At 34.9% G+C, this 25,507-nt stretch carries 27 protein-coding genes; 4 read left to right on the forward strand and 23 right to left on the reverse strand.

The window, feature by feature from the left end:
• Window positions 1-10: 10 nt before the first annotated feature.
• Complete coding sequence (locus tag AABL85_RS01080) at window positions 11-1,075, forward strand: endonuclease/exonuclease/phosphatase family protein (RefSeq protein ID WP_131540422.1); 1,065 nt, start codon at window positions 11-13, stop codon at window positions 1,073-1,075.
• A gap of 219 nt (window positions 1,076-1,294) precedes the next feature.
• On the opposite strand, the gene atpG is transcribed toward AABL85_RS01080, so the two are convergent.
• The 12 genes from atpG to AABL85_RS01140 all read right to left on the reverse strand — a co-directional run bounded on the left by atpG (window position 1,295) and on the right by AABL85_RS01140 (window position 13,153).
• Window positions 1,295-2,155 carry an ATP synthase F1 subunit gamma gene (gene atpG / locus AABL85_RS01085; protein ID WP_131540421.1) on the reverse strand — a complete coding sequence of 287 codons (861 nt, stop codon included), beginning with the start codon at window positions 2,153-2,155 and terminating at the stop codon, window positions 1,295-1,297.
• A gap of 63 nt (window positions 2,156-2,218) precedes the next feature.
• Window positions 2,219-3,793, reverse strand: a complete 1,575-nt coding sequence (atpA, locus tag AABL85_RS01090) for a F0F1 ATP synthase subunit alpha (RefSeq protein WP_131540420.1) — start codon at window positions 3,791-3,793, stop codon at window positions 2,219-2,221.
• Between the two features lie 41 nt (window positions 3,794-3,834).
• A complete protein-coding gene (gene atpH, locus AABL85_RS01095) occupies window positions 3,835-4,371 on the reverse strand; it encodes an ATP synthase F1 subunit delta (protein WP_131540419.1) in 537 nt (178 codons plus the stop codon).
• Window positions 4,372-4,384: 13 nt separating this feature from the next.
• The gene (locus AABL85_RS01100) at window positions 4,385-4,885 is read right to left on the reverse strand and encodes a F0F1 ATP synthase subunit B (protein WP_131540418.1); all 501 of its coding nucleotides are present in this window, start codon (window positions 4,883-4,885) and stop codon (window positions 4,385-4,387) included.
• A 94-nt stretch (window positions 4,886-4,979) separates the two neighbouring features.
• Window positions 4,980-5,174, reverse strand: a complete 195-nt coding sequence (gene atpE / locus AABL85_RS01105) for an ATP synthase F0 subunit C (RefSeq protein WP_006257837.1) — start codon at window positions 5,172-5,174, stop codon at window positions 4,980-4,982.
• Between the two features lie 55 nt (window positions 5,175-5,229).
• The gene (gene atpB / locus AABL85_RS01110; protein WP_006262511.1) at window positions 5,230-6,408 is read right to left on the reverse strand and encodes a F0F1 ATP synthase subunit A; all 1,179 of its coding nucleotides are present in this window, start codon (window positions 6,406-6,408) and stop codon (window positions 5,230-5,232) included.
• 105 nt (window positions 6,409-6,513) lie between these two features.
• The gene (locus AABL85_RS01115) at window positions 6,514-6,912 is read right to left on the reverse strand and encodes a hypothetical protein (protein WP_341308868.1); all 399 of its coding nucleotides are present in this window, start codon (window positions 6,910-6,912) and stop codon (window positions 6,514-6,516) included.
• On the reverse strand, window positions 6,912-7,127 hold the full coding sequence (locus tag AABL85_RS01120) for an AtpZ/AtpI family protein (protein ID WP_006257840.1): 216 nt from the start codon (window positions 7,125-7,127) through the stop codon (window positions 6,912-6,914). The genes AABL85_RS01115 and AABL85_RS01120 overlap by 1 nt, the downstream gene beginning before the upstream one ends.
• Before the next feature lie 6 nt (window positions 7,128-7,133).
• The gene (locus AABL85_RS01125) at window positions 7,134-7,529 is read right to left on the reverse strand and encodes a bactofilin family protein (protein WP_131540416.1); all 396 of its coding nucleotides are present in this window, start codon (window positions 7,527-7,529) and stop codon (window positions 7,134-7,136) included.
• A 24-nt stretch (window positions 7,530-7,553) separates the two neighbouring features.
• Window positions 7,554-10,205 carry a tetratricopeptide repeat protein gene (locus tag AABL85_RS01130; RefSeq protein WP_341308869.1) on the reverse strand — a complete coding sequence of 884 codons (2,652 nt, stop codon included), beginning with the start codon at window positions 10,203-10,205 and terminating at the stop codon, window positions 7,554-7,556.
• A 775-nt stretch (window positions 10,206-10,980) separates the two neighbouring features.
• A complete protein-coding gene (locus tag AABL85_RS01135; RefSeq protein WP_131540414.1) occupies window positions 10,981-11,676 on the reverse strand; it encodes an ABC transporter ATP-binding protein in 696 nt (231 codons plus the stop codon).
• 1 nt (window position 11,677) lies between these two features.
• Window positions 11,678-13,153: a DUF5687 family protein gene (locus AABL85_RS01140; protein ID WP_341308870.1), complete on the reverse strand. Its 1,476-nt coding sequence runs from the start codon at window positions 13,151-13,153 to the stop codon at window positions 11,678-11,680.
• Window positions 13,154-13,405: 252 nt separating this feature from the next.
• Between AABL85_RS01140 and AABL85_RS01145 the strand changes: the two genes are divergently transcribed.
• Both AABL85_RS01145 and AABL85_RS01150 read left to right on the forward strand, forming a co-directional pair.
• Window positions 13,406-13,813: a hypothetical protein gene (locus tag AABL85_RS01145; protein ID WP_131540412.1), complete on the forward strand. Its 408-nt coding sequence runs from the start codon at window positions 13,406-13,408 to the stop codon at window positions 13,811-13,813.
• A 90-nt stretch (window positions 13,814-13,903) separates the two neighbouring features.
• Window positions 13,904-14,329, forward strand: coding sequence for a c-type cytochrome (locus tag AABL85_RS01150; RefSeq protein ID WP_286436608.1), 426 nt, complete (start codon window positions 13,904-13,906; stop codon window positions 14,327-14,329).
• 73 nt (window positions 14,330-14,402) lie between these two features.
• Here AABL85_RS01150 and AABL85_RS01155 read toward each other — a convergent pair whose 3' ends face one another.
• The 11 genes from AABL85_RS01155 to AABL85_RS01205 form a co-directional block, all read right to left on the reverse strand.
• Entirely contained in the window at window positions 14,403-15,392 is a 990-nt protein-coding gene (locus AABL85_RS01155) for a TerC family protein (protein WP_131540410.1), read from the reverse strand.
• Window positions 15,393-15,590: 198 nt separating this feature from the next.
• Window positions 15,591-16,586, reverse strand: a complete 996-nt coding sequence (locus AABL85_RS01160) for an NAD(P)H-dependent glycerol-3-phosphate dehydrogenase (protein WP_006257848.1) — start codon at window positions 16,584-16,586, stop codon at window positions 15,591-15,593.
• Between the two features lie 328 nt (window positions 16,587-16,914).
• The gene (locus AABL85_RS01165) at window positions 16,915-18,072 is read right to left on the reverse strand and encodes an iron-containing alcohol dehydrogenase (RefSeq protein ID WP_341308871.1); all 1,158 of its coding nucleotides are present in this window, start codon (window positions 18,070-18,072) and stop codon (window positions 16,915-16,917) included.
• 78 nt (window positions 18,073-18,150) lie between these two features.
• Window positions 18,151-18,738: a nicotinate (nicotinamide) nucleotide adenylyltransferase gene (gene nadD, locus AABL85_RS01170; RefSeq protein WP_025124282.1), complete on the reverse strand. Its 588-nt coding sequence runs from the start codon at window positions 18,736-18,738 to the stop codon at window positions 18,151-18,153.
• Window positions 18,739-18,748: 10 nt separating this feature from the next.
• A complete protein-coding gene (gmk, locus tag AABL85_RS01175; protein WP_006257851.1) occupies window positions 18,749-19,318 on the reverse strand; it encodes a guanylate kinase in 570 nt (189 codons plus the stop codon).
• 30 nt (window positions 19,319-19,348) lie between these two features.
• On the reverse strand, window positions 19,349-20,197 hold the full coding sequence (locus AABL85_RS01180; RefSeq protein WP_341308939.1) for a YicC/YloC family endoribonuclease: 849 nt from the start codon (window positions 20,195-20,197) through the stop codon (window positions 19,349-19,351).
• A gap of 695 nt (window positions 20,198-20,892) precedes the next feature.
• The gene (locus AABL85_RS01185; protein WP_341308872.1) at window positions 20,893-21,420 is read right to left on the reverse strand and encodes a dihydrofolate reductase family protein; all 528 of its coding nucleotides are present in this window, start codon (window positions 21,418-21,420) and stop codon (window positions 20,893-20,895) included.
• 155 nt (window positions 21,421-21,575) lie between these two features.
• Complete coding sequence (locus AABL85_RS01190; RefSeq protein ID WP_006262499.1) at window positions 21,576-21,932, reverse strand: arsenate reductase family protein; 357 nt, start codon at window positions 21,930-21,932, stop codon at window positions 21,576-21,578.
• Window position 21,933: 1 nt separating this feature from the next.
• Window positions 21,934-22,164: a ferredoxin gene (locus AABL85_RS01195; RefSeq protein ID WP_006257855.1), complete on the reverse strand. Its 231-nt coding sequence runs from the start codon at window positions 22,162-22,164 to the stop codon at window positions 21,934-21,936.
• A complete protein-coding gene (locus AABL85_RS01200; protein WP_155091947.1) occupies window positions 22,164-23,405 on the reverse strand; it encodes a peptidase U32 family protein in 1,242 nt (413 codons plus the stop codon). Before AABL85_RS01200 ends, AABL85_RS01195 begins: the two co-directional genes overlap by 1 nt.
• 11 nt (window positions 23,406-23,416) lie before the next feature.
• Window positions 23,417-24,775: a rhodanese-related sulfurtransferase gene (locus AABL85_RS01205; RefSeq protein WP_286415084.1), complete on the reverse strand. Its 1,359-nt coding sequence runs from the start codon at window positions 24,773-24,775 to the stop codon at window positions 23,417-23,419.
• A 347-nt stretch (window positions 24,776-25,122) separates the two neighbouring features.
• Between AABL85_RS01205 and AABL85_RS01210 the strand changes: the two genes are divergently transcribed.
• The gene (locus AABL85_RS01210; protein WP_131540405.1) at window positions 25,123-25,452 is read left to right on the forward strand and encodes a DUF4870 domain-containing protein; all 330 of its coding nucleotides are present in this window, start codon (window positions 25,123-25,125) and stop codon (window positions 25,450-25,452) included.
• Window positions 25,453-25,507: the final 55 nt, after the last annotated feature.

Raw genomic sequence — 25,507 nt, forward strand, 5'->3', positions numbered from 1 at the left:
TAACCTAGTCATGCACATCAAACTTCAAAGAATCTTTTTGTTGTTTGCTCTTATCACAATGGGAGCTCAAGCACAAGAGAAAAAGTATGAGATTCAAACAATTGCGTTCTACAACTGCGAAAACTTGTTTGATACAATTAGAGATCCAAAGATCTACGATGAAGAGTGGACTCCTACTGGAGCACAAGCTTGGACATCTAAAAAGTACCAAAAGAAAATCCACAATCTTGCGAAAGTGATGTCTCAGATTGGTACTGATGAAAACCCAAAAATGCCTGCAATAATTGGTGTAGCCGAAGTTGAAAATAGAGCTGTTCTAGAAGACTTAGTACGCGACCCACAACTTGCTGCTGGAGATTATGGTATAGCTCATTTTGATTCTCCTGACAAACGTGGTATCGATGTAGGATTACTATATCAGAAAAAGCACTTTTCTGTAACTAATGCGACTCCACATCCTCTTTATATCTACGATATGAATAAAGTAGACAGACATACAGGAGAAAAAGGTACTCGTATTTATACTCGTGATCAACTGTTGGTAACAGGGTTATTAGATGGAGAAGAAGTACATTTTATCGTAAATCACTGGCCTTCTAGAGTAGGTGGAGAAAAAAGAAGTAGCCCATTACGTGAAGCTGCTGCTGCATTAAACAAAAAGATCATCGATTCATTATACACTATCAACCCAAATGCGAAAGTAATCACTATGGGAGATATGAACGACGGTCCATACAATAACAGTATGAAAAAGGTACTTAAAACAGCTGGTAAAAAATCTGAACTTACTCCACAAGGTCTTTTTAATCCTATGGAAAAAATGTCAAAAGATGGATTAGGGACATTGGCTTACCGTGATGCATGGGACGTTTTTGACCAAATGATAATTAGTGAACCTTACGTTAGAGATGATTATTCATCATGGGCGTACTGGAAAGCAAGAATCTATAAAAAACCATTTATGGTTCAACCAACAGGACAGTACAAAGGTTATCCTCTTAGAAATACAAATGGAGAACCTGGTTTTAGTGACCACTTCCCTGTATACATCTATCTAATTAGAGAATTAAAATAAGATTACTTGATATAAGTATAAAGCCGTTTAAGACATCTTAAGCGGCTTTTTTATTACAGCTAACTAACTAACTAACTACATTAAAAGCTTTTTAAGCAACTTTACATCCATCGACAAACAAACAGACATCTTATAGCAAAAAGCTCCTTAAATCAATTAATAGCACAAAAAAAGGGATACTCAGACGAGTATCCCTTTTTTAAAAGTATAATATTCAGATTAGTTGTTTAATGCCTCAGCACCACCAACAATTTCTAGAATTTCATTTGTAATAGCAGCTTGACGAGCTTTGTTGTAACTTAACGTTAATTCATCACGTAAGTCCTTAGCATTATCAGTTGCTTTGTGCATCGCAGTCATACGAGCTCCATGTTCAGAAGCTACAGAGTCTGCAACAGCTTTTAATAATTGAGTTTTTAAAGAAAGAGGAATTAATGTATTAATAATCTCTTCTTTAGAAGGCTCATAAATATAGTCAGAACTAGCATTCTCACTAGTTTCAACAGGTAACAATGGTAAAAACTGCTCTGTTACTACATCTTGTGTAGCAGCATTTTTGAACTGATTGTAAACGATCTGAATTGAATCATACTTCTCTTCAACGAAAGCTTCCATCATTTGTTCAGCTATAACAGCACAATTTGCAAAATCTACATGATCAAACAAATCACTTTTGTTCTCAATTACAGTAAAAGATTTACGTAATATATCGTGACCTTTTTTACCAATTGTCAATAAATCAACATTAACGTCTTTATATTGAGTAGCTTTAAGCGTATTAATCTGTTTGATAATATTCGCGTTAAAACCACCACACAAACCTCTGTTTGAAGTAATAACCACAAGAAGAACATTTTTAATCTCTCTAGTTTGAGAATATACTCCTGAATTATCACCTTCTAAAGTTGCGCTAACATTTTGAATCAACTCAGTCAACTTTTCTGAATATGGACGCATAGCCATAATAGTATCAGTAGCTTTTTTAAGCTTAGCTGCAGATACCATCTTCATAGCAGAAGTAATCTGCATTGTCGATCCGATTGATGAAATCCTATTACGTATTTCTTTAAGGTTTGCCATTGTAAATTGTATATAAATTTATCTACAAGTGACATGATATCACTTGTAGACAAACATTATTTCTTAATATTTTGCAGAAATTTCTTTAGCTACTTTCTCAAGTACACCAGTAATTTCATCAGTGAATTTACCAGCTTTTAATTGATCTAATACATCTCTATGACGAGAGTTTAAAGCATCTAAATAATCCTTTTCGAACTCTTTTACTTTAGAAACTGGTACGCTTCTAAGAAGGTTTTTAGAACCTGCATAGATAATAGCTACCTGATCTTCTACAGTATATGGATCGTTAACAGCTTGCTTTAAGATCTCAACGTTACGTTGTCCTTTAGAGATAACGTTCATTGTAGCAGCATCTAAATCAGAACCAAACTTAGCGAAAGCCTCTAACTCACGGTATTGAGCTTGATCAAGTTTTAAAGTACCAGCTACTTTCTTCATTGATTTAATCTGAGCAGAACCTCCAACACGAGATACAGAAATACCTACGTTAATAGCTGGACGAACACCTGAGTTAAATAAATCAGATTCTAAGAATATCTGTCCATCAGTAATCGAAATTACGTTAGTTGGGATATAAGCAGAAACGTCACCAGCTTGAGTTTCGATAATAGGTAAAGCAGTTAATGAACCACCACCTTTAACGAATGGTCTGATAGACTCTGGTAAATCATTCATGTTCTTAGCGATTTCATCATCACCGATAATACGAGCAGCACGCTCTAATAATCTTGAGTGAAGGTAGAACACGTCTCCAGGGTAAGCTTCACGACCTGGTGGACGACGTAAGATTAATGACATCTCACGGTAAGCTACCGCTTGTTTAGATAAATCATCATAGATAATTAATGCAGGACGTCCTGTATCACGGAAGTACTCTCCGATAGCAGCACCTGCCATTGCAGCATAAACTTGCATTGGAGCAGGATCCGAAGCATTAGCAGCTACGATAATAGTATAGTCCATTGCACCTTTATCTTCTAAAGTTTTAGCAATACCTGCTACAGTAGAAGCTTTTTGTCCAATAGCTACATATATACAATATACTGGTTGCCCAGCATCGTAAAATTCTTTTTGATTTAAGATAGTATCGATACAAACAGTTGTTTTTCCTGTTTGACGGTCACCAATTACTAACTCACGTTGTCCACGTCCGATTGGAATCATGGCATCAACAGATTTAATACCTGTTTGTAACGGCTCAGTTACTGGTTGACGGTAGATTACCCCAGGAGCTTTACGCTCTAATGGCATCTCATATAAATCACCTTCGATAGCACCTTTACCATCGATTGGAAGACCTAATGTATTAACAACACGTCCTACCATTTTCTCACCTACTTTAAGTGAAGCGATACGACCTGTTCTTTTTACTGTAGATCCTTCTTTAACACCAGTAGGAGCTCCTAACAATACAATACCTACATTATCCTCTTCAAGGTTCTGCACCATTGCCTCTAGTCCATTCTCGAATACAACTAGCTCTCCGTATTCAGCATTTGTCAACCCGTATACACGAGCAACACCATCTCCTACTTCAAGTACTGTTCCTACTTCTTCTAAAGAAGCCTCTGAGCTAAATCCAGATAATTGTTTCTTTAAAATCGCTGATATTTCAGCTGGTTTAATTTCCGCCATTTTTATCTATGTTTATACACGAACATTCGTGCGGTGATTTTTTAATTAGTTAATTCTCTTTTTAAAACTTGTAATTGATTCGCTATTGAAGCATTGTACTGTTTATCTCCCATTTTCAAGATAAATCCTCCTAAGATAGAAGCATCTACTAGATTTGAAATAACAATTTGTTTTCCAGGAGCTAAACTTTGAACTTTAGATAAAACTTTACTCTCTAAAGCGGCATCCATCGGAACAGCCGTAGTAACTACAACTCTCTCTATACCTTTCAAAGCTTCGTATTGCTCTTGAAACTGTAAAGCGATTACACCTAAGATTTCAAATCTATTGTTCGCTTTAAGCACTTTAAACAATTCTTTAGTACTTTGATCAACATTAGCGAATACTTCTAACAAAGCATTTAATTTAATCTCACCACTCACGATAGGATTAGTTAAAAACACTTTTAAGTCTTCACTTTGAGATACTGATTCAGAGATCAAGATCATATCGCTATTAATAGCCTCAGCATTTCCTTTTTGACCAGAAACTTCTAGCATTGCTTTTGCATATCTTGCAGCTGCTCTAGTGCTTACCATAATGATCCTTTTATTAGTTTAATTTAACTTCGTCTAACATCTTCTCAACCAATTTAGATTGAGCTTCAGTGTTAGCTAATTGTTCTTTTAATAATTTCTCAGCAATTTCAATAGAAATAGAAGAAACTTGAGTTTTTAACTCAACGATAGCACTCGCTCTTTCACTTTCGATAGCAGCTTTTGCTTGAGCAATCATTTTTGCTCCTACAGCTTCACCTTCAGTTTTAGCGTCAGCTAACATTTTTTCTTTAATCTCACGAGCTTCTTTAATTAAAGCATCACGCTCAGCACGAGCTTCTGCTAATAATTTCTCGTTATCAGCTTTTAAATTAGCCATTTCTCTTTTAGCATTTTCAGCAGCTGCTAATGCATCAGCGATACCCTCTTCACGAGCCTCTAAAGCATTTACAATTGGTTTCCATGCAAATTTTCCTAGGATGAATACAATCACCAATAAAATGATGAACTGCCAGAAAAATAATCCAAAACCGAAATCGTTAATTAATTTATCCATTATCTAAAATTATACTTTTTAATACCTATGTTGTTTAATTAAGAAGTTTATCTGCAACCAACCGTTACAGATAAACTCTTTTACTTGTCTTGGATTATTTACCTAAGATTAAAGCACCGAATGCTAAACCTTCCAATAAAGCTCCAATAATGATCATTGCAGTTTGGATTTTTCCAGCAGCTTCTGGTTGACGAGCGATAGCGTCCATTGCAGAAGATCCGATTTTTCCTAATCCGTAACCAGCTCCGATTACGATTAAACCTGCACCAATAATGTTTGGTAATGTCATAGTGATTGATTTATATTAATTAAACAAATTTTATTTTTATTCTAATTTAATTCTATTAATGATGAGCCTCATCATGTTCGTGCTCCGCTACAGCCATTCCGATAAACAATGAAGATAACATTGTAAAGATGAACGCTTGTAAGAACGCAACTAAGATCTCTAACACAACTAAGAACGTTGATAAGAAGAATCCTATCCCAACAGCTCCTGCAGTACCTAAAGCTTCTTTCATCACGAAAATAATAGCGATAAGACCAAATACTACTGAGTGACCTGCTGTAATGTTAGCGAATAAACGAACCATCAATGAGAATGGTTTAATTAATGCTCCTAATACTTCGATAGGTGCCAACATTAATTTCATTGGTGCTGGTACACCTGGCATCCAGAACATGTGCTTCCAATAATCCTTGTTAGCAGAGAACTGTGTAATTATGAATGTAAAGATTGCCAAACACGCAGTTACCGAAATACTTCCTGTAACGTTGAATCCTAGTGGTGTCAATCCTAATAAGTTCAATAAGAAAATTAAAAAGAATACTGACAGTAAGTATGGCATGAACTTCTTATATTTATCTTTTCCGATATTTGGAATAGCCATTTCATCACGAACATAAAGTACCATTGGTTCTAAAGCTCTTGCAAAACCTTTTGGCAAGTTGTTCGGTCCTTTTTTGTATGTCTTAGCTAAGCTTAAGAACATAAGGAAGATTAATACTGTAGTAAATAATAATGATGCCACGTTTTTAGTGATAGAAAAATCTAATGGCTTCTCATTAGTAGGATGATGCTCAGCATCGTACTCGATAGTACCAGCTGCATCAGTTTTGTATATCTTACTGTGATATAACTTGTAGTGTTGCCCATCTTTTTCAACTACTTTATTCCCGTAGTCAAATTCTGATGACATAAATACCTTAAGACCATTGTCTATTAAAATAACTGGTAATGGAAATCCATAGTGTTTACCAGTAGCCTCGTCAGAGAAGAATATAAAAGAGTAATCATCTGCTAAGTGGTGCGTGATGTGATCTTGCACTTTTTCAGCTTGTGTTTTTTCACCTTCTACATGCTCTGTACCTTCTACAGCAGCGATTGTTTCTTCAATTGACTGCTCTGTTTCTTGAATAGATTCTTCAAGCTTCTGAGCATTACTTTGTGCGTACGAAAATACCGACGATGCTGTAAAAATTACAGCTGCTAATAAATTCAGTGATTTCTTCAGAGTCACCATACCTTAACTTCTTGAATATTTATGGTTCTTAAAATTTTGTGCAAAAGTACAATAAATCTTAGACTTTCATACTTTCTTGCGAAACTTTTTTTTATTATCTTTTTGTTAACTAACCTTCTTATTTAAAATACGATATGCAATAAAAGCATCTCCGCCAAGATAAATCAAGACTACTAACAGAAAATTATACTTAAATAGTTCATCTACATTATCGCTATCTAATCCTTCTCTCACAAATAGGTAACTAGCCAATAACCGAACTGTAATAAAGCCTAAAAACACATATCCTAAACTGTTAGGCATACTCGTTTTTATACCTTGCATAGCAAATAATATTCCTATAGAAAAAACAAATTCAAAGCCATAAAAACCCGCTAATGAATACCCTAATTCTACAAATGACTGACCAAAATCAGTATATGTAAAAAGTGCAAAATGAATTGCAAATATAACTGCTAAAACTCCAAAAAGCTTTAAACTTAAACTTACTGTTTCTTTATCCATTAATCTTTATTTAATTGATTTACTTGTTTTATAACTTGGTACAAAGCTAATCCTACTCCAATTAACGTACAAATTTTATTTGCTAATCCATCAACTAAATTATACTTATCGTCTAACCAAGTACCTAACAAGTGAAACAAGTAAATAGTTACCCCCATCTGAATAGGGATATTAATTAAACTTAACCAACGGTTTGGCCCTGAATTTTTTTTCACTTCTATTTATTTTCCTTTCTTACCAGAACTTTGCTCTCCGTTTCCTGCTATAGCCATATCGCATTTCACTTGAATCTTAGCCCCTGGTACTACAGAAAGTCTACCCACAATAAGGTCTCCTTTTACATCAGCAGTTTCTTTGATATGCAATAGATCCTTTACTTTTAAGACTCCTTCTACTAAGCCTTCTATATCCGCATTCTCACACTCTACATTTCCTATAACCTGAGCTTGAGGTCCTACTACTACTCTACCTTTTACTTTTAGATTACCATGTAAGACACCATCTAAACGCAAATCTGTCACTGCTTCAATATCTCCTTTAATTATTGTAGCCTCAATAATTCTATTCGTTTTACCTAAGTGATCTATAGGCCCACCATTCTTTGTTTTTTGGAACATAATTTTTTACTTTTTTTTTCAACCTTATTCTGATGGAGTTATATATTTCTCCCAATTTTTCTTTATCTGGACGATAACGTAGTTATCAGTACTAATAGTGACAGCGTTACTATCCACACTTCTTGCTGCATACTCAGCATCCTCTCTAGTCTTAAATCCATGTAACACAAAGAACTCTCCTACACCAATATACGGATCTTCAGAATACTTTATTCCCTTACTGCTATTAGCAGTTGCAAACTGTATAAATCTACGACTAATCAACTGGTTACTACTTGATTCCTTATCTTGAATCAATAATACTACTTTCCAATTATTAGAGTCTCCTACTGAGAACTCTCTACTTTCTAACATTGGGATAGTGGTTTTCAACAATTCCTCTGCTTCTCGCCCTTCACGTGAAGAACTATATGTTAATGCTACAAAGTTCAAGGCCTCTTTATAAGCCTCTATTCCCTTCAATCGACCTATTACATGCGCTTTTAGCAATTCTAACTTACTTACATATCCATCATCATCGAATCGCTCTAAAGCGCGATCTATAGTTCGCAACGCATTGTTATAATCCGTCCCTTCCGCATATACCTTATACGCCTGAGCATAAATCTGCTCTGGTGATAAGTCATCTATTTTATCCCTAGACATATTCTGTAATAGCTTAGCGTATCTAGAATTAGGATACTGACCGATGATCCTATCCTTCATGGCTAATGCCCTTGCCATATCTATCTCTAAGTATATCTTATAGAGCTTATACATACTCGGTAGAATCAATCTCTCTGTAGGCTCAAAGGTCAATAACGATTCTAATCTCTGACTAGCCAAATCATATTTCTTAAATCTATCTGCATACATAGATCCCAGTTGGAAATAAGCAAAGTCTCTATCCTTCTTGATAGTAGCTATTTCTTTTTCATCAGTTGGAATCTTAGAAATATAGCTATTAATATCATACCTAGCATCGTTAAACTTTTCAGCACTATTATTTTGACCTGCATTCTGAGCCGCTTGTTCTTCTGCCACAGCATTATTCTGTGCCTCTTGTATATCACTAGCCCATCTCCAATTATCTACAGAAGGCCTATTCCCCCATTTTCTTCTAAACTCAGTCTTCCCAAAAGCAGCTGCTTGTGTTGAATAGAAATAAAAAGTAGAACTACCTCCTGTCTGCTGATTATTTGTACCTAAAGCAGCATCGATAGCCTCTCCAAAAGTCGCCATATTAAAATAATTCTGATTGCCACCTTTTTGCTTTTTAAGTGTTGCCTGTAGCTTTCTAAAATCTTCTTTTCTAAGATCATCAACATATTTCTGAAAATAAGCAATACGCTGATCTTCACTCATCGCTACTAATCGAAGTACACTATCATTCACATGAGCGACTCTCTCGTATTTTACAACATCTCTTAATGCATCACGTCTCTTAGTGATTCTAAAGCGCTCCTTAGCCTTAGCAGGCATGATAGATAAGACACTGTCATAGTACTGACCTGCCAACGCATACCCAGCCTCATTAAAGTAAATCTCAGCTATACTCAAGTAGTTTTTAGACTTTAATTGCTTATCACCTTTACTTAGCTTAACAGCTCTTTTTAGCGATTTTAATGCTTCTTTAGTGTTACCACTTCCTTCATAGAACAGCCCTACCTGACGATGTAATACATCTAGATACTCTCTGTTCTCTCTATCTCTAATTAGTTTTTTATACTTCTTTAAGAATGCTACCGAATCTTTAGCCTGAGTAGGCTTCAGCCCAAACTGCTGCGCATGAGACTGTATCACATAAGATCGAGGACTCTTTCGATTCATATCGATTACAATACCGAAAGCCTCATTCGCTTCCATCTCTTTACCTAACCTAGCATATAGCTGTCCTAAGATAAAAGTATATCTTGCATACTCTTCCTTATCCTTAGTGTGTTCTATAGCTATCTTTAAAGGGGGTATTGCAGAGGCATATTCCTCTATATTAATATAAGCCTGAGTAAGCGTAGCATTCGCATCTGCTACTTGCTGCTTCTTTAGTTTATCTTTTTTATCTCGAATAAATTCATTTAAATTTTTAATCGCAATATCATCATAAGTAAGACGCACATTAGATTTCTCACGCCAGATGATAGCATCATTTATTAAGCTCCCGTCCGGATACTTATACAAGATATAATTAAACGCTTCTAATGCAGGTACAAAACGGCCATCATAGTATCTAGCCTGTCCTAACATCAGATAAGCATCATCGATCTGGAAGTTGCGCTCACGCCCTTTTATGTACATAGAGTGCTTCTGTATAGCCTTAGCAGCCTTGTCCTCTGCTCGTCTAAATCCTACCTCTCCTTGCTCTTCTTCACCTGTAACATTAGCTCCATCTAATTGCACGTTTTCCAGAATAGACCCTTTCTTAGATTCTAGAGATCTACCTCTATCAAACTCACGTGTAGAATCTATCTTAATGTCTATACGCTCTACAGGTAGTATCTCCCAAAAGTCATCATAGTAATCCTTTTTTAAAGAGACTAAAGCCTCATCATACGCTAATTCTCCGTTATACAGAATATTATACCGAGTAGTCATCGCGTGATACCCCCTATTCAATAACTTATCTTTCTTTACAGAACAAGCCGCTCCTAAAAGAAGTAAAACTAAAAAAATCAGATATTTAAAACGAGTATTCAACACAATGAGCTTTACTTAAAAACTACAAATTCACTATTTTAGTATATAACAAAACGTAAAAATACATTACTTTTAGTAATACTTCTACAGTATTTTAAAAGTTTTTAAAGTTCTACAGAAACAAAACCTATAAAAGTAATTTACACTACTTATCGCAATATCTCAGTCAATTTATAACATCCTATAGAAATCTATCCTCATATCACTAAAACATTCACAAGATAGAATTTTTTCTATTGTCCTACTTCTATGAAATATTAAGCAATAACTACAAACAAAAAACTCTAGCAAAATATATTCACTAGAGTTCTGCTAACTAACCAACTAAGCAATATTCTCTCTTTATGTTCGATTAATAGTGGGCTTGCTACAATAACATCAGAAGTACAACAAACACAACTATAAACAACTGAACAAAAAAATATCTAGACAGCATCTTTAGAAATAAATACACCTGAATTCTATTTCTTATCCGCTCTTGTTACTAGACTAAAGACAGTTTTGTTTTGACCTACTAGGAGATTGCTTGAGGGTTTCTGGCACAGTTCTTCGAGAAAAGCACCTTCTAGGCAAGAAAACCCCGAGAAAACTCCTAGCAATCCCCTAAGAAGTGCAAGCAAAACGCTTTCTTCTCATTTATCAATACCGAAATCAAAGCTTGTCTACTGACTCTCCTATTTTTATTTTAACCTAATAATCACAATCTAAAGCAAGGTAATTATACCATAATGTATTAAGTCTATTTACTTATACTGAAACAAAGAAGAAGTCCACTCTATTATACCTGAAAAAACTCTTCTAATGCATCAAATGTGATATCCTGTGTCAGGACATCTTTCATGATTTGTCCTTTTTCTAAGGCGATTACTCTGTCAGATACCTCATAAGTATGTTGAAGGTCATGACTAGATATAATAATCGTGATCTCTCTATCTTTCATTTTCTGTTTTACCAATTCTTTTAATCTCAACTGTGTAGTCGGATCTAAGTTAGCAAAAGGTTCGTCTAAGATAACTAACTCTGGTTTTCCCATAAAAGCCGCTATAATACCCACCTTTTTCTGATTTCCCTTAGAGAAATCACGCAAATATTTACGTTGATTCAACACTTCTCCATTGAAGAAACTTACATATTCATTTAAATAACTCTCTATATCTGTACGAGACATCCCTCTCAATTCTCCAACGAAATAAAAATATTCTTCAGGTGTCAAATACCCGATTAAGAAAGAATCATCAAAGAATGATCCTGTATACTTTTTCCATTCCTCATTTTCACTAACTACATTTCCTTTATTAGAAATGCTCCCTTGAGTTGGTTTGATTAAATCTAACAGAAGGCTAAAAAAAGTTGTTTTACCAGCTCCATTATTCCCCACCAATCCAACACTTTGTCCTTTCGCTATTTCTAAACTAGGTATATTTAAAACAGTCTGTTGACCATAAGACTTTACTAAATTATTTACTACTATCATATTACTTAGATTTAAAAGCCTCTATTGTGCTATATTTTTCTTGTTTATAAATTTTCTCTATGTACTTAAACGCCAAATTTTGGAAGAACATTCCTATGATTCCTACTGAGGTTAGCAAGGTAAATCCTCCCCAAAAACCATATACCCAAAACCCGATATAATAAATTAGAATAGGCAAAAAGAGCTTCGGTAGTGAGATCAGCATCACCCTTAGATTAAATGCATTCTTATCTGCAAACACATTCTTATTCGCAGTTAGATCTACAGGGCTTTTTAGATAAGCACCTCCCCATAATACGATATAACCATTGATACCAATATTAAACACTCCATTCGCAATGATCAAATACACTAGATCCATACTCGTCCAGATATACAATACCGCCGCCAACATAGACACGCCAGTTCCCAATGCAATAATTAACCATTTTGACTTTAAATAATTCTTATACGTGATATTCTGAGTCATCATAAAAGAGTAATATGAAGAATCCCAACTAGGCACATACTGTCCAAACATCATCAAGAATCCACCTGAAACAAAGAAGGCAACGAAGATTAGCATAAAGGTCGGATACCCTCCCATTTCTGTTGGGCGAAGTATAAGGAATCCGTAGAACATAAATAATACACTCATTAACACTGTAGTACGTGCTCGTTTATTTCTGGTGATTAGTCGTAAATCATTCTTAAGAAAAGAAGCATATGTCCCAAATCCATCTAACCATTTCATCTCACGTGTAGTAGCTACTTCTACTTTGACCTTTAACAGATCATCCATATACATATTCTTAACGTAGTAACACATAGTCATCTTAACAGCGATCCATAATACTCCACCGTAAACTAATACTAATGCAGGATATTCATACACACTATACAGCAAGTGCTGCGTGTATAAAGTACTGTCAAATAATTGGTAATACTGAATCGCGGCTAATAAACCGAATACTACTATAACAGCTATAAAAACAGATTTATAAGATTCTATCAGTATATTGACAAAATGCATCGTACACACACATAAATAGACTGCTATCATCCAAGCGATTACTCCTAGAACAGAATATCCCTGTACAATACTAACTATCGCAAATGGAAGAATAAATAATAACTGAATAAAGTTAAACGCACTGATGAATGAGCTCCCTATATAGAAGTTCACGATCTTAATCTTTGGGAAGGGCAGTACTAACAACGGCTTTATACTGGCTGTCGGCAACTTCTGAAGTGTAAACCTCATAAACATCTCCATCACCATATAATACATCCAAAATCTACTAACTACCTGTATAGGTGATCCCATACCTAGATTCATATCTTCAATAATAAAGAATCCACTCATCCCCATTACCAAAAACAGTAAACCAAAATACACTATCGCTATCCATTTAAAGACAACCAATATTGTATTCATGGTCTTATCATTGCTTCGAGACAATCTTTTCTTTTCTAGAAAAACAAACAACTTACGCATTGCTATAAATATTTATTATAACAATTAGTACTTTATTTAAGTTATTTGTTACAACTAAAACAGCATTATTTTAAATTAATTACTTTATCACTAAAATCAAAACAGACAAACACCTACACAAAACATATAATTAACCTAAAAATTAACAATCAGCCTCTTATTTATACTACAATATTAAACCAACTCTACCTCACTTCAATCCCTACGATATTTAGGACAAAATCATTTATCTTTGCCCAAAATATTAATACAATGAAAAAAGACATAGAGATTCCAGTAGTAAAAGATATCGAGATTGCGATTATAAAAGAATACAATGAAGAGTTCTTAGCAGACTCATGGTATGCATATCTATTCAACAATTCAGATCAAGAAATGGAAGCTATACTTGTAGTATCACAAGCGATAGGTGAGATAGATGGTGAAGTAAGAGGTACTGGAGTATTTAGACATGCCTTCAAATCACTTGCTCCAAAAGAAAATGTAAAAATAGAATTGTTAGATGAGTCGGTTTTTAAACTAAGTAATTCATTTATGCTTACTTTCTTCCAAGGAGGTAAATTATATGATAAGACATATACCTTCATTCAGGACTCTCTAGGAGACGCACACCTACAGACATTGCCATTTACTACTAAAAAGGGAATATTAGTAAAATAATTTAATCCCTTATCTCTCAATACCTTAATTTATAATCAATCCAAATGTTAGTTTGCTTAATTTGGTAAGCAGAACTTAAAATAGATAATTATGAAAATAAAAAATGTATTGAGCATATTAAGCTGTTTAGGTGTATTAGTAACATTATTTGCATTTAGCTCATCGACTCTTATAACAGAAAGTAAAGCAGGAGATACAGAATGGAAAAACTTAAAGGTATTGCCTAAAGATATTTCTAATGACAGCCTGAAAGGACTAATGAGAGGTTATAATGATGCTTTAGGAGTGAAATGTGGATACTGTCACACTACAGTAGAAGGAACAGATAAACTAGACTTCGCTGCAGATTCAAAAAAAGAAAAAGAGTTCGCAAGACACATGATCACAATGACTCAAAAGATCAATGCAGAGAACTTTAATTGGCAAAATCACCCGAAGCCTGAAACAATAGATGTAGTATCATGTGCTATGTGTCATAGAGGTACTGCTAAACCTTCAGAATCTCTTAAGCTATAGACTATTCAATAGATTACAATATAGAAAAAGCCCTTCTAGTGTACTAGAAGGGCTTTTTCATAATATATTATTATTAATTTATTGATTCTTTTTTAGGAGGAAACATAAATGAAGCTACAACTGACAGGACTAATACCCCTCCAATAATGCTTAATGACACTAATGATTCTACGTGGTAGAATGGTGATACTATCATCTTGATTCCAATAAAAGATAAGATAATTGCTAAACCATACTTTAACTTAGAGAATCTATCCATGAAGTTAGCTAACAAGAAGTACAGTGATCTCAATCCTAAAATTGCAAAGATATTAGAGGTATATAAGATAAATGGATCATCTGGTGCGATAGCAAAAATAGCTGGTATACTATCTACTGCAAAAATCACGTCTGTGAACTCTATCACCATTAATGCTACGAATAATGGTGTTACCATACGTACTCCATTTTTTACCGTAAAGAACTTCTCTCCATCATACTCATCACTTACCTTAAAGAACTTATGCACCATACGTACAGCGAAATTCTTAGACAAGTCTTCATTCTCATCGTGTTCCTCTTTTGCAAACCAAGACTTAATACCCGAAATCAATAAGAAAACACCAAATATGGTCAATACTACATTAATCTCCACAGTTCTACCGAATAATTCCATTGCAGGTAGATAAGTATGATTAATAATCTCTACACCAGCAAAAATAAAGATAGCTCTAAAGACTAATGCTCCTAAAATACCCCAGAATAACACTCTGTGGTGTAATTCTTTTGGAACCTTAAAGAAGGTAAATACCAATATAAATACAAATAAATTATCTACTGATAATGCTTTCTCTATCCAATAAGCTGATTGAAACCTTGCAAAGTTTTCAAAGTCTAGGTAATAATAAATTACTCCACTAAAGCACATCGCCAGACCTACCCAAACGGCCGTCCAAATAAGCGCTTCTTTTGTTGATACAGTGTGACTGTGTTTATTGAATACTCCTAAGTCTAAAAGTAGCATAATAATAACGACTACTCCAAATACCCCTAATAATACAGGGTGATTGATTAAATGATCCATCTTTTAATTTTTTACTCGACAAAACTAAATGGAATAATCTCCCCCAAGAGAATACACCATAACTAATAGTAAATCAACAAATTACAAATAAACTTTCGAATATCAAAAATACAACTAAAAAAAATAACTTATTGTTTTTCAATAAGTTATTTTAATTTTTTAGAATAAAACCTAAACACGGCTAAATCTATATTTTTTTTAATCTAATTTCTCAGTAAGTTTTCTGAATACCTTTTTAGGATCTTTTCCATTGTATAAGATATCATATACCGCATTGATTATCGGAGTCTTAGCACCATATTGCTTATTTAGTTCATAAGCACTTTTAGAGGCATAGTACCCTTCTGCGATCATATTCATCTCCATTTGAGCTGACTTTACAGTATATCCCTTACCTATCATATTACCAAACATACGGTTACGAGAAAACAGAGAATACCCTGTTACTAATAAATCTCCTAAATAGGCAGAGTTATTAATATTACGTTTCATCCTATGCACTTTCTTAATGAATTTTTTCATCTCACGGATAGCATTACTCATCAGTAGAGCTTGAAAGTTATCTCCATAGCCAAGACCGTGAGCGATACCACATGCTACAGCATAAATATTCTTTAATACTGCTGCATATTCTGTACCGATAATATCATCTGTTGTTTTCGCTTTAATATAATGACTGCTTACACAGTTAGATATTGTCTTAGCGTACTCTTCAGTCTGACAAGCAATCGTTAAATAAGATAGTCGTTCTAATGCCACCTCTTCAGCATGACATGGTCCAGTGATTACTGCAATGTTCTCGTATGGTACATTATAAGTTTGATGGAAGTGCTCTCCTACGATAAGACTCGTCTCAGGGATAATCCCTTTAATCGCAGAGACGATAACTTTCCCTTCTAAACTAACATGTAGTCTACTCATCTCCTGTGACAAGAACGCAGACGGAATAGCAAAGATTACATAATCCGCATAAGATATTGCCTTGTTTATATCATTCGTCAATCTTAATTGCTCTACATCAAATTCTACAGAACTAAGATAATTAGGATTGTGATAATTAACTTTTATCTCTTCTAATGCAGATTCGTTACGCATATACCAAGCAATCTCAGTTAGGTTTTCGCTCAACATTTTTACTATAGCAGTAGCCCAGCTCCCACCACCTATAACTGCAATTTTCGGATATTCATTCATACACTAAATTTATTAGTTGGTCAAAAGTAAGTAAAAAACACATTGCAAACAATTAGAACAACAATAGCTTAAGCTGAAAAAACACATCATTTATTCAATAAATATTGAAATAAATCTAACTTTAACTCAGAAACAAGCTGATAAAAAACACTTTTATTTGCATATTCTCATTTTAGTTTAATTAAAAACAAAGCATATACCTTCTCATTCCGTGACCAATTTTAGATTAAATTAACAATATATAAGATATACTGCTAAATATGCTTCCCATTAAACATAAAAAAGAAAAGCACATTCACCATTGCAGTAAATATGCTTCTCTATAGAATTATAAACTCAGTTTGACTATTTCTCTTACTTTGTCAATTGTTATATTTTTCTTTTCTCCCATAGCTAACCATCCCCTTTCATTAAATCGTTCAGCAATCCACTCTACCGCCTTCTCTCCATCTTCAGTATAATCACTCAATTTAGTAGCAACTCCTAGAGAATGAAAGAACATTACCATACGCTCTATAGCCAGTCTAGCTACCTCATCATCACTACCCTCTAGAGTAAATACTCGCTTACCTAATTGAGCTAATTTCTCTTTCTTCGTTTCGAACATCACACTATATAGATTAGGGCCTATAATAGCTAATGTACGACCGTGATCTATACCATATAATACAGTCAACTCATGACCAATGGCATGTGTCACCCAATCTTCTTTTACTCCTTTCGATATTAACCCATTTAGAGCCATCGTACAGCACCACATATAGTTCATCGCTGCATCATAATCAGTAGGATCCTTTAATATCTTAGGTGCTACTTCTATTAAGGTCTGTAGGATACTCTCCGCAAACCTATCTTGTAAAGGTGCTCCTTGAGGGAACGTAAGGTACTGCTCTAATACATGGACGAAAGCATCTGTTATACCATTAGCAATCTGCTTCTCAGGCAAAGAAGCAATCACAGTAGGATCACATACAGAGAACACAGGGTATAATACCTCTCCTGAGAATGATAACTTCTCTTGTGTAGCCTCTATCGTTACCACCGCGCCACAGTTCATCTCACTACCTGTAGCAGGCAATGTCAGTATTGCACCATAAGGCATAGCCTTCCAGTTTACATTTAGTTTTTTCTGAATAATATCTATAGCCTCTCCTTCAAAATGCACAGCTGCAGAGATAAACTTAACTCCATCTATCACACTTCCTCCTCCTACACCTAAGATAAAGTCAACCTTTTCTTTCTTAATCAAATCAACAGCTTTCACTAATGTCTCATATCGAGGATTAGGTTCTACTCCCGAAAACTCAACTATTTCATACCCTACTAAAGCTTTTATCACTTGGTCATAAACACCATTCTTCTTAATACTTCCTCCACCGTATACTACCAGTACTTTATTTTTTTTATCGATTAGATTAGCAATCTCTTCTATCTGTCCTTTCCCGTACAATAAACGAGTAGGGTTATATAATTCAAAATTCAACATAACTACTTTCTTTTTATCTTATAAAATTAAAAAAAGGAATGCAATTGCATTCCTTTTATAGTATTAAATTCTATTTAATTATTTCTTATAAAACAAGTTGTGGTCTATATACTTCCACACTTCTTTATCGAGCAGAGGCATAATATTCTTACCCTCTTTAATGGAATCTCTAATAAACGTAGCAGATATTTCCATGATTGGAGCATTCTCTACTAGGTGTATATTAGGGTGATCTAGAAGAGGATTAGCCTCCTCTTTACCACTGAATATACGAGGATATACATAGATAGGATAACGCTCTAATAGTACCTCATAGTTCTTCCACTTAGGCAGGCTGTCTAGATTGTCTTGTCCCATTAATAAACTAAACTCATGTTTAGGATAACGCTCATGTAGATGCGCCATCGTATTCACAGTATAATTAGGTTGTGGCAAATTAAACTCTACGTCAGAAGGCTTGATATAATCATAATCAGCCGTAGCCAAGTTAACCATATGTATCCTGTGAAAATCTTCTAATAGACCTTTCTTTTTCTTTAAAGGACTATGAGGAGTTACCACCATCCATACTTCATCTAGGTCAGTGTACTGCACCATATGGTTAGCAATAACTAAATGACCTATATGAATAGGATTAAATGTTCCAAAATACAATCCTACCTTCATACTTATCTTCTTACTTTATAAAGTTCTTTACTAACTCTACAGCCTCATTCTTAGCTGTATCTAAGTCGTAATTCTTAATAATCATATCAAACTGAGGAGCTGTAGCTAATTCTACTGAAGCTTTTGCAATACGCATATTGATCTTATCTTCACTCTCTGTAGAACGTTTCTTAAGACGAATCTTTAATTCATCGATACTAGGTGGCTTCACAAATACTGCTAAAGTCTCATCAGGGAACTTACGCTTAATACGAAGACCTCCTGCTACATCGATATCGAATATTACATTCTTACCTTCTGCCCACAGACGCTCTACTTCACTACTAAGTGTACCATAGAAGTTATCTCTATATACCTCTTCCCATTCTAAGAACTTCTCCCCTTTTATGTTTTGTTTAAACTCTTCAAGAGAAATAAAATAGTAATCTTTACCATTCACCTCTTCACCTCTTGGTTCACGAGATGTACAAGAGATAGAGAACGCTAGGTTCAAATCTTCTTGTTCTAATAAATGTCTTACTATTGTAGTTTTACCTGAACCAGATGGAGCAGAGAAAACGATTAATTTACCTCTTTGCATAATAATATTCTGTCGTGTTGTATATATAACCTAAAGTACGTTTAGTACTTGCTCTTTTATCTTCTCTAATTCATCTTTCATCTTTACCACTATTTTCTGCATCTCAGCGTGGTTAGATTTAGATCCCATAGTATTAATCTCACGTCCCATCTCCTGACCGATAAACCCAAGTTTACGACCATTAGCCTCAGCTCCTTCTAGTGTTTCGATGAAGTAATCTAAGTGTTTGCTCAGACGTACTTTTTCTTCAGTGATATCCATCTTCTCTAGATAGTAAATCACCTCTTGCTCATATCTGTTCTCATCGATGTTTAACTGAAGTTCTACTAAGTTCGTACGCAACCTTTCTTTTACAGTCACGATACGCTCTTTGTCTAATACAGCTACCTCATCCATATACTTGCGGATGTTACTGATACGCAGTCTGAAGTCTTGCTCTAATGAAGCTCCTTCACTAGCGCGGAACTCCTTCATATTAGCGATAGCCTCAGTGATAACCTTTTCTATCTCTTTCCACTCATTCTCGTCTAACTCAGCACGCTCTACTTTTAATGCATCAGGCATACGCACAGCCATTTTCATAAGCTCTGTAGCATCTGCATCAGGGATAATATCCTTCATTTGATCAATATATGCCATCACGATAGGGCCATTAATCTTATTAGAAGTTTCCTCTGCTGTAATCTCACTATATAATGAGAAGTCTACTTTACCACGCTCTAATTCTTGTGCTATAAGGTTACGAAGAGGTAGTTCTTTCTCTCTATACATCAAAGGCAATCTAACATTTAGATCTAAGCTTTTGCTATTAAGCGATTTTACTTCTACTGTGATTTTCTTTGTTGGTAATTGCAAACATGCCTTACCAAATCCTGTCATCGATTGTATCATATATTAAAAAATAATAGCTACAAAGGTAACAAAATCATTACTAACTGACTTATAAATAGCACAAAATACTGTCTATAAGATTACAGATTATCGCTAAGTCAATATATTGGTGATAATACACCTGTTTATCATCTATAACTTCAAATAAAAGGTATTATAGTAGTAAACACATTCATACCCAAAACAATAAAAACAAGTTATATATACATAAAAAAAGAGAGCCATATAGCTCTCTTTTGTGTTTTATACTCCTATTATTTGTTCGTTCCATCACCTAGAATAGGAGATAACCAAAACAACCATAACTATGAACTATGCCTTCTAAGTCCTTATTTAGACCACCACAATCTACAAAGTCAGCAATAGTAAAAGTCGCGATGAAACTATGTGAATTAAATTTTTTACTAAAACAACCTAACCTTAACTCTTCTGTTTTAATTTAACCCCCAAACACTTAAAACTTTTTCTTTTCTTTTTTATAAAGGAATTAATAGCAATTCTTCCCTTTCGTCTTCGATATTAAGACAACAGGCATCACATTTGGTCACATCAAAAAAAGAATATTTTTTTAAAAAAGAACACAAACAACACATAAACAGGTAGTTACATGTGTTAAAAATATACATAAAACACTAAAAAACCTATTTATATAGAAGTCAATCAGGAATAAAACAGTTCTTAAACTACTTGATTAAGCTATAACATAATTGTACTAATCCTGATTCAAAAGACCTTGTATCCTCTAACTGTAACTTAGACTCTGGTATACCAATATCAAATAATCTAGTACCTCCACCTAACAATACTGGGATCACAGAGATTACGATCTTATCTATGAGTCCATCCTTCAGTAATCTGTTAACTAACACTGCTCCTCCATCGCAGAATATATCCTTGCCCTCTTGTGATTTCAGTTTAGATACTAATTCCTTCAGATCACCATTATAGAAAGTCACATTACCTTCTGTAGGTAAATTTTGTCTAGTCATTACATACGTCTCTTTATCCGCATGATGAAACCCATGTCCTTGACTTACTACCCAGTCATACGTACGCTTACCGATCAAGACTGTATCTATAGTTTCTACAAAAGCGGTATAACCATAATCTTCTCCTTCTCGCTGTACAGCATCCAAGAAACTCAAATCATCCCCTGTTTTTGCGATATAACCATCCAAACTACTCGAAATGTATAATACTACCTGTCTCATATATCTTTGATCTTAAAACAAAAAATTGCAAACTTTTATCCTTTCCTAAACAAAAAATTACCTCAGCAGGTAAAAAACTTACCTGAAACGTTTATATAATTTATTAAACTTCAGTTACAAAAAAAAGAGCCAGCACTTGCTGACTCTTTTCCTTACTATTTATTCTTTACTTGTTCGATAGCAGCCTCTACTACTTTCTTACTATTCCCGACATAAATGTTACCATCGATAAACATTACTGGGCGATTTAGAAAAGTGTATTGCTCCAGAATAAGTTTTTTAAAATCATCTTCCTGAAGATTCTTGTCTTTTAATCCTTCGCTTTTGTACAGTTGAGCACGCTTATTGAATAGTTTTTCATAACTACCCACTTGCTTATACATCTCTTCTAACTGTGGCTCTGTCACAGGATTCTTCTTGATCTCTTGTAGTTCAAACGTATCTAATTCAGGCATCTCAGCCATGATACGCTTACATGTCGTACAAGTACTTAAATAATATATCTTTCTCATCTTATACATCTTTTACGGTAATGATATGTACTGGACAAACTTTCTCTGCTTGCTCACATGCCTCTAAAATAGTATAATCTGGCGACTTAAGTGTATGAAATCCCTTATTATTCACAGATTTCAATAAGACAGTCTTTCCGTCTTTCTTAGACATCTGAAACTGCTGAGGAGCAACCTCAACACAATAATTACATCCGATACACTTATCGCGTTGTAGCGTAACTATGACCATTATGCCTCTACTATTTTATACAGCTTATCAGATAAGCGAATTCTAAACGGAATCTTGATAGTACAGTCATCTCCTTTAGTCGCTTTCTCTACCTTCTGCTCATTGACGAATAGTTCTTCTACGATCAACTCTTGTGCTCCTGTACTCGGTCCAGTAATCAAAATCTTATCACCAATCTTGATATCATAAGCTTCTATTTTAAACTCTCCGATAGACGCTTTTTGGAAATAGTGAGCCGCTTTACCTACATACACTTTTTTCTGAGTGGCATTACTACCAGGGTTGTCACTCCACTCTCCTAATTTCTGTCCTAAGTAATATCCACTCCAGAATCCACGGTTATATACCGTTTCTAAAGCTTTCATCCACTCTGCTACTTTCTCTTGAGAGTAAGTACCATCAGCGATAGCATCGATAGCCTCTCGATAGGTACGAATCACAGTTGCTACATACTCAGGAGCTCTACCTCTACCCTCTATCTTTAGCACCTTAGTACCTGCATCGATTACTTGATCTAAGAAATCTAAGGTACATAAGTCCTTAGGTGACATCATATACTCATTGTCTATCTCGATCTCAAAACCACTCTCTTGGTCTATTACCGTGTATTTCTTACGACAGTTTTGTTTACACGCTCCTCTGTTTGCAGAAGAGTTATGTGAGTGAAGGCTTAAATAGCACTTCCCTGATACAGCCATACACAAAGCTCCATGACCGAAGATCTCTATCTCTACCAAATTACCAGAAGGCCCTTTCACCTGTTCTCTTTCGATAGCTTCAGTGATCTTCTTTACTTGTCGCAAACTCAGCTCACGAGATAATACGATCGTATCAGCGAATAAGCTATAGAACTTAACAGTCTCAATGTTGGTCACATTTAGTTGAGTAGAGATATGTACTTCTAACCCGATCGCTCTCGCAGATGCGATAACTGCCTGGTCAGATGCAATAACAGCTGTAAGCCCTGCCTCTTTTGCTTTATTCAATAAGGTCTTAACCACTGATAAGTCGTGGTCATAAACAATAGTGTTTAATGTCAAATAAGTACGTACATTCTTCTCTTTACATCTTCTCGCAATCTCTTCTAAATCATCAATAGAAAAGTTCACCGTAGAACGTGCACGCATATTTAACTGGTCTACTCCGAAATATACTGAGTCTGCACCGTTATCTAATGCGGCCTGTAAAGACTCGAAGTTACCTGCAGGAGCCATAAGCTCTACTCTTCCTGAAACTGTCATATTCTTTATGCTTAATCTATTATTTTATACAATTGGTCGTTTTTACGAATACGGAAACCTAATTCCATAGTCATCTTATCTCCATTATTAGCTGTACTAACTTCCGCTCCATTTACCATCATCTTCTCTATAGTTAGTCTCTCATCACCTGTAGTAGGCCCTACGATAGCTACTTTATCTCCAACATTTAACTCCTTGTCAACAATAAACTGCCCTACACTTGCTTTAGTAAAGTAGTGTTGAGCTGTACCAATAAGTACTTTTCGCTCTGCTTGTTTCTTGCGGATTTGTGTTACTGCACTTACTTTCACTGCCTTCACTTCATCCGTAGCTTTGCGTTCTTTCTGGAACTTTAATGCCTCTGAACGCCCTTTCTTGAATACTAAGTTTCCTTTTTGTACTCCTTGGCGCAGGCGCTTTTGCTCTTCTATAGGCATTTGGATAATGTCCAAACACTCATCAGAACAACATCCGTGCATCTGCTCAGCACATTCGTCACACTGAATGAATAACAAATGACATCCTTCATTTGCACAGTTTACGTGAGTATCACATGGTTTACCACACTGGTGGCAGTTAGAGATAATATCGTCTGTGATACGCTCTCCAAGACGGTGGTCAAACACGAAGTTCTTTCCGATGAACTTACTCTCTAATCCTTCTGCCTTTACCTGACGAGTGTATTCTATAATACCACCTTCTAATTGGTAAACATTCTTAAACCCGTTGTGTTTAAAGTAAGCGGATGCTTTCTCACAGCGGATACCTCCTGTACAGTACATCAGTAGGTTTTTCTCCTCTTTGATGTCTTCTAACTGGTCTTTGATGATTGGCAGTGATTCACGGAATGTGTCCACGTCTGGAGTGATCGCTCCTACGAAGTGCCCTACTTCACTCTCATAGTGGTTTCTAAAGTCCACTACTACCGTATTTGGGTCTTCTAATAATTCGTTGAATTCTTTTGCCTTTAAGTGAATTCCCTTATTCGTCACATCGAATGTATCATCGTTCAATCCGTCTGCTACGATCTTGTGTCTAACCTTTACTGTTAGCTTTAAGAATGATAAGTCATCTTGCTCTACAGCTACATTTAGGCGAATACCTTTCATGAAGTCATATTGCTCTAACGTCTCTCTGAATGCATCAAACTTAGATGCAGGCACAGACATCTGAGCATTGATCCCCTCGTGAGCTACATAAGTACGTCCTAAAGCGTCTAATGCATCCCAAGCTAGGAATAAATCGTCTCTAAATTGTTGTGGGTTTTCTATTTTGGCGTACGCATAGAAAGATAAAGTCAAACGGTTCTCTCCCGCCTGCTCGATAAGTTCTGCTCTTTCCTCTGCGCTTAATGTGTTATACAGTTGCATGCTATATACTTTTAAGTGTAGATTATATATGTTTGAAATCCTAAATGGAAGAATTTCGGTGCAAAGATACTATTTAGATTTAAAAATGAGAATTGAACCTTATAAAATTTACATAAATAGTTAACTATCAAATTATTCAATCCTTTTTTCAGAACCCCAGCTTCTAATACAAACATAACCTTTACAAATAGTCACCACATTTATGAATTGATCTATCATATAAATAAAACACGATAATGCACTTCTTAAATATCCCTATAAACAGCCATTTTTCTTAAATAGACGAGCCTAATCAATAATATATGAGACAATTATACAGATATTTGTTTCATATAAACTTAATAGAAATGGATAATAAAACTTTATCAATCGTATCATACATCACATTAATTGGATGGTTAGTAGCATTCTTTGTAGGAAAAGAAAAAGCAAATGACTTACTAAAATACCACTTAAGACAATCATTTGGTGTATTAATCTTAAGCTTCGTTTTATCACTTGTCATACGAGTAATAGCAGGTATATTCCCGGTCATTGCAGGTATGATAGCAATAGTAATATACTTAATCATCCTTCTGTATATGATTATGGGAATACTTAATGCAGCAGGAGAAAAGAAAAAACCATTACCCCTTATCGGTGAATGGTCTGATAAGACACTTAGTTTTATTAAGTAGATACATTACTCTACAATAAGAAAGAGGATTGATTTGATGAATCAATCCTCTTTCT

It is taken from the genome of Myroides odoratimimus (assembly GCF_038039805.1).
GTDB classification, from domain to species: domain Bacteria; phylum Bacteroidota; class Bacteroidia; order Flavobacteriales; family Flavobacteriaceae; genus Flavobacterium; species Flavobacterium odoratimimum_B.

Bases quoted from the DNA above. Each gene is read 5' to 3' on its own strand.
- AABL85_RS01080 (WP_131540422.1), top strand. From the start codon at position 11: ATGCACATCAAACTTCAAAGAATCTTTTTGTTGTTTGCTCTTATCACA.
- atpG (WP_131540421.1), bottom strand. From the start codon at position 2,155: ATGGCAAACCTTAAAGAAATACGTAATAGGATTTCATCAATCGGATCG.
- atpA (WP_131540420.1), bottom strand. From the start codon at position 3,793: ATGGCGGAAATTAAACCAGCTGAAATATCAGCGATTTTAAAGAAACAA.
- atpH (WP_131540419.1), bottom strand. From the start codon at position 4,371: ATGGTAAGCACTAGAGCAGCTGCAAGATATGCAAAAGCAATGCTAGAA.
- AABL85_RS01100 (WP_131540418.1), bottom strand. From the start codon at position 4,885: ATGGATAAATTAATTAACGATTTCGGTTTTGGATTATTTTTCTGGCAG.
- atpE (WP_006257837.1), bottom strand. From the start codon at position 5,174: ATGACATTACCAAACATTATTGGTGCAGGTTTAATCGTAATCGGAGCT.
- atpB (WP_006262511.1), bottom strand. From the start codon at position 6,408: ATGGTGACTCTGAAGAAATCACTGAATTTATTAGCAGCTGTAATTTTT.
- AABL85_RS01115 (WP_341308868.1), bottom strand. From the start codon at position 6,912: ATGGATAAAGAAACAGTAAGTTTAAGTTTAAAGCTTTTTGGAGTTTTA.
- AABL85_RS01125 (WP_131540416.1), bottom strand. From the start codon at position 7,529: ATGTTCCAAAAAACAAAGAATGGTGGGCCTATAGATCACTTAGGTAAA.
- AABL85_RS01135 (WP_131540414.1), bottom strand. From the start codon at position 11,676: ATGATAGTAGTAAATAATTTAGTAAAGTCTTATGGTCAACAGACTGTT.
- AABL85_RS01140 (WP_341308870.1), bottom strand. From the start codon at position 13,153: ATGCGTAAGTTGTTTGTTTTTCTAGAAAAGAAAAGATTGTCTCGAAGC.
- AABL85_RS01145 (WP_131540412.1), top strand. From the start codon at position 13,406: ATGAAAAAAGACATAGAGATTCCAGTAGTAAAAGATATCGAGATTGCG.
- AABL85_RS01150 (WP_286436608.1), top strand. From the start codon at position 13,904: ATGAAAATAAAAAATGTATTGAGCATATTAAGCTGTTTAGGTGTATTA.
- AABL85_RS01155 (WP_131540410.1), bottom strand. From the start codon at position 15,392: ATGGATCATTTAATCAATCACCCTGTATTATTAGGGGTATTTGGAGTA.
- AABL85_RS01160 (WP_006257848.1), bottom strand. From the start codon at position 16,586: ATGAATGAATATCCGAAAATTGCAGTTATAGGTGGTGGGAGCTGGGCT.
- AABL85_RS01165 (WP_341308871.1), bottom strand. From the start codon at position 18,072: ATGTTGAATTTTGAATTATATAACCCTACTCGTTTATTGTACGGGAAA.
- nadD (WP_025124282.1), bottom strand. From the start codon at position 18,738: ATGAAGGTAGGATTGTATTTTGGAACATTTAATCCTATTCATATAGGT.
- gmk (WP_006257851.1), bottom strand. From the start codon at position 19,318: ATGCAAAGAGGTAAATTAATCGTTTTCTCTGCTCCATCTGGTTCAGGT.
- AABL85_RS01180 (WP_341308939.1), bottom strand. From the start codon at position 20,197: ATGACAGGATTTGGTAAGGCATGTTTGCAATTACCAACAAAGAAAATC.
- AABL85_RS01185 (WP_341308872.1), bottom strand. From the start codon at position 21,420: ATGAGACAGGTAGTATTATACATTTCGAGTAGTTTGGATGGTTATATC.
- AABL85_RS01190 (WP_006262499.1), bottom strand. From the start codon at position 21,932: ATGAGAAAGATATATTATTTAAGTACTTGTACGACATGTAAGCGTATC.
- AABL85_RS01195 (WP_006257855.1), bottom strand. From the start codon at position 22,164: ATGGTCATAGTTACGCTACAACGCGATAAGTGTATCGGATGTAATTAT.
- AABL85_RS01200 (WP_155091947.1), bottom strand. From the start codon at position 23,405: ATGACAGTTTCAGGAAGAGTAGAGCTTATGGCTCCTGCAGGTAACTTC.
- AABL85_RS01205 (WP_286415084.1), bottom strand. From the start codon at position 24,775: ATGCAACTGTATAACACATTAAGCGCAGAGGAAAGAGCAGAACTTATC.
- AABL85_RS01210 (WP_131540405.1), top strand. From the start codon at position 25,123: ATGGATAATAAAACTTTATCAATCGTATCATACATCACATTAATTGGA.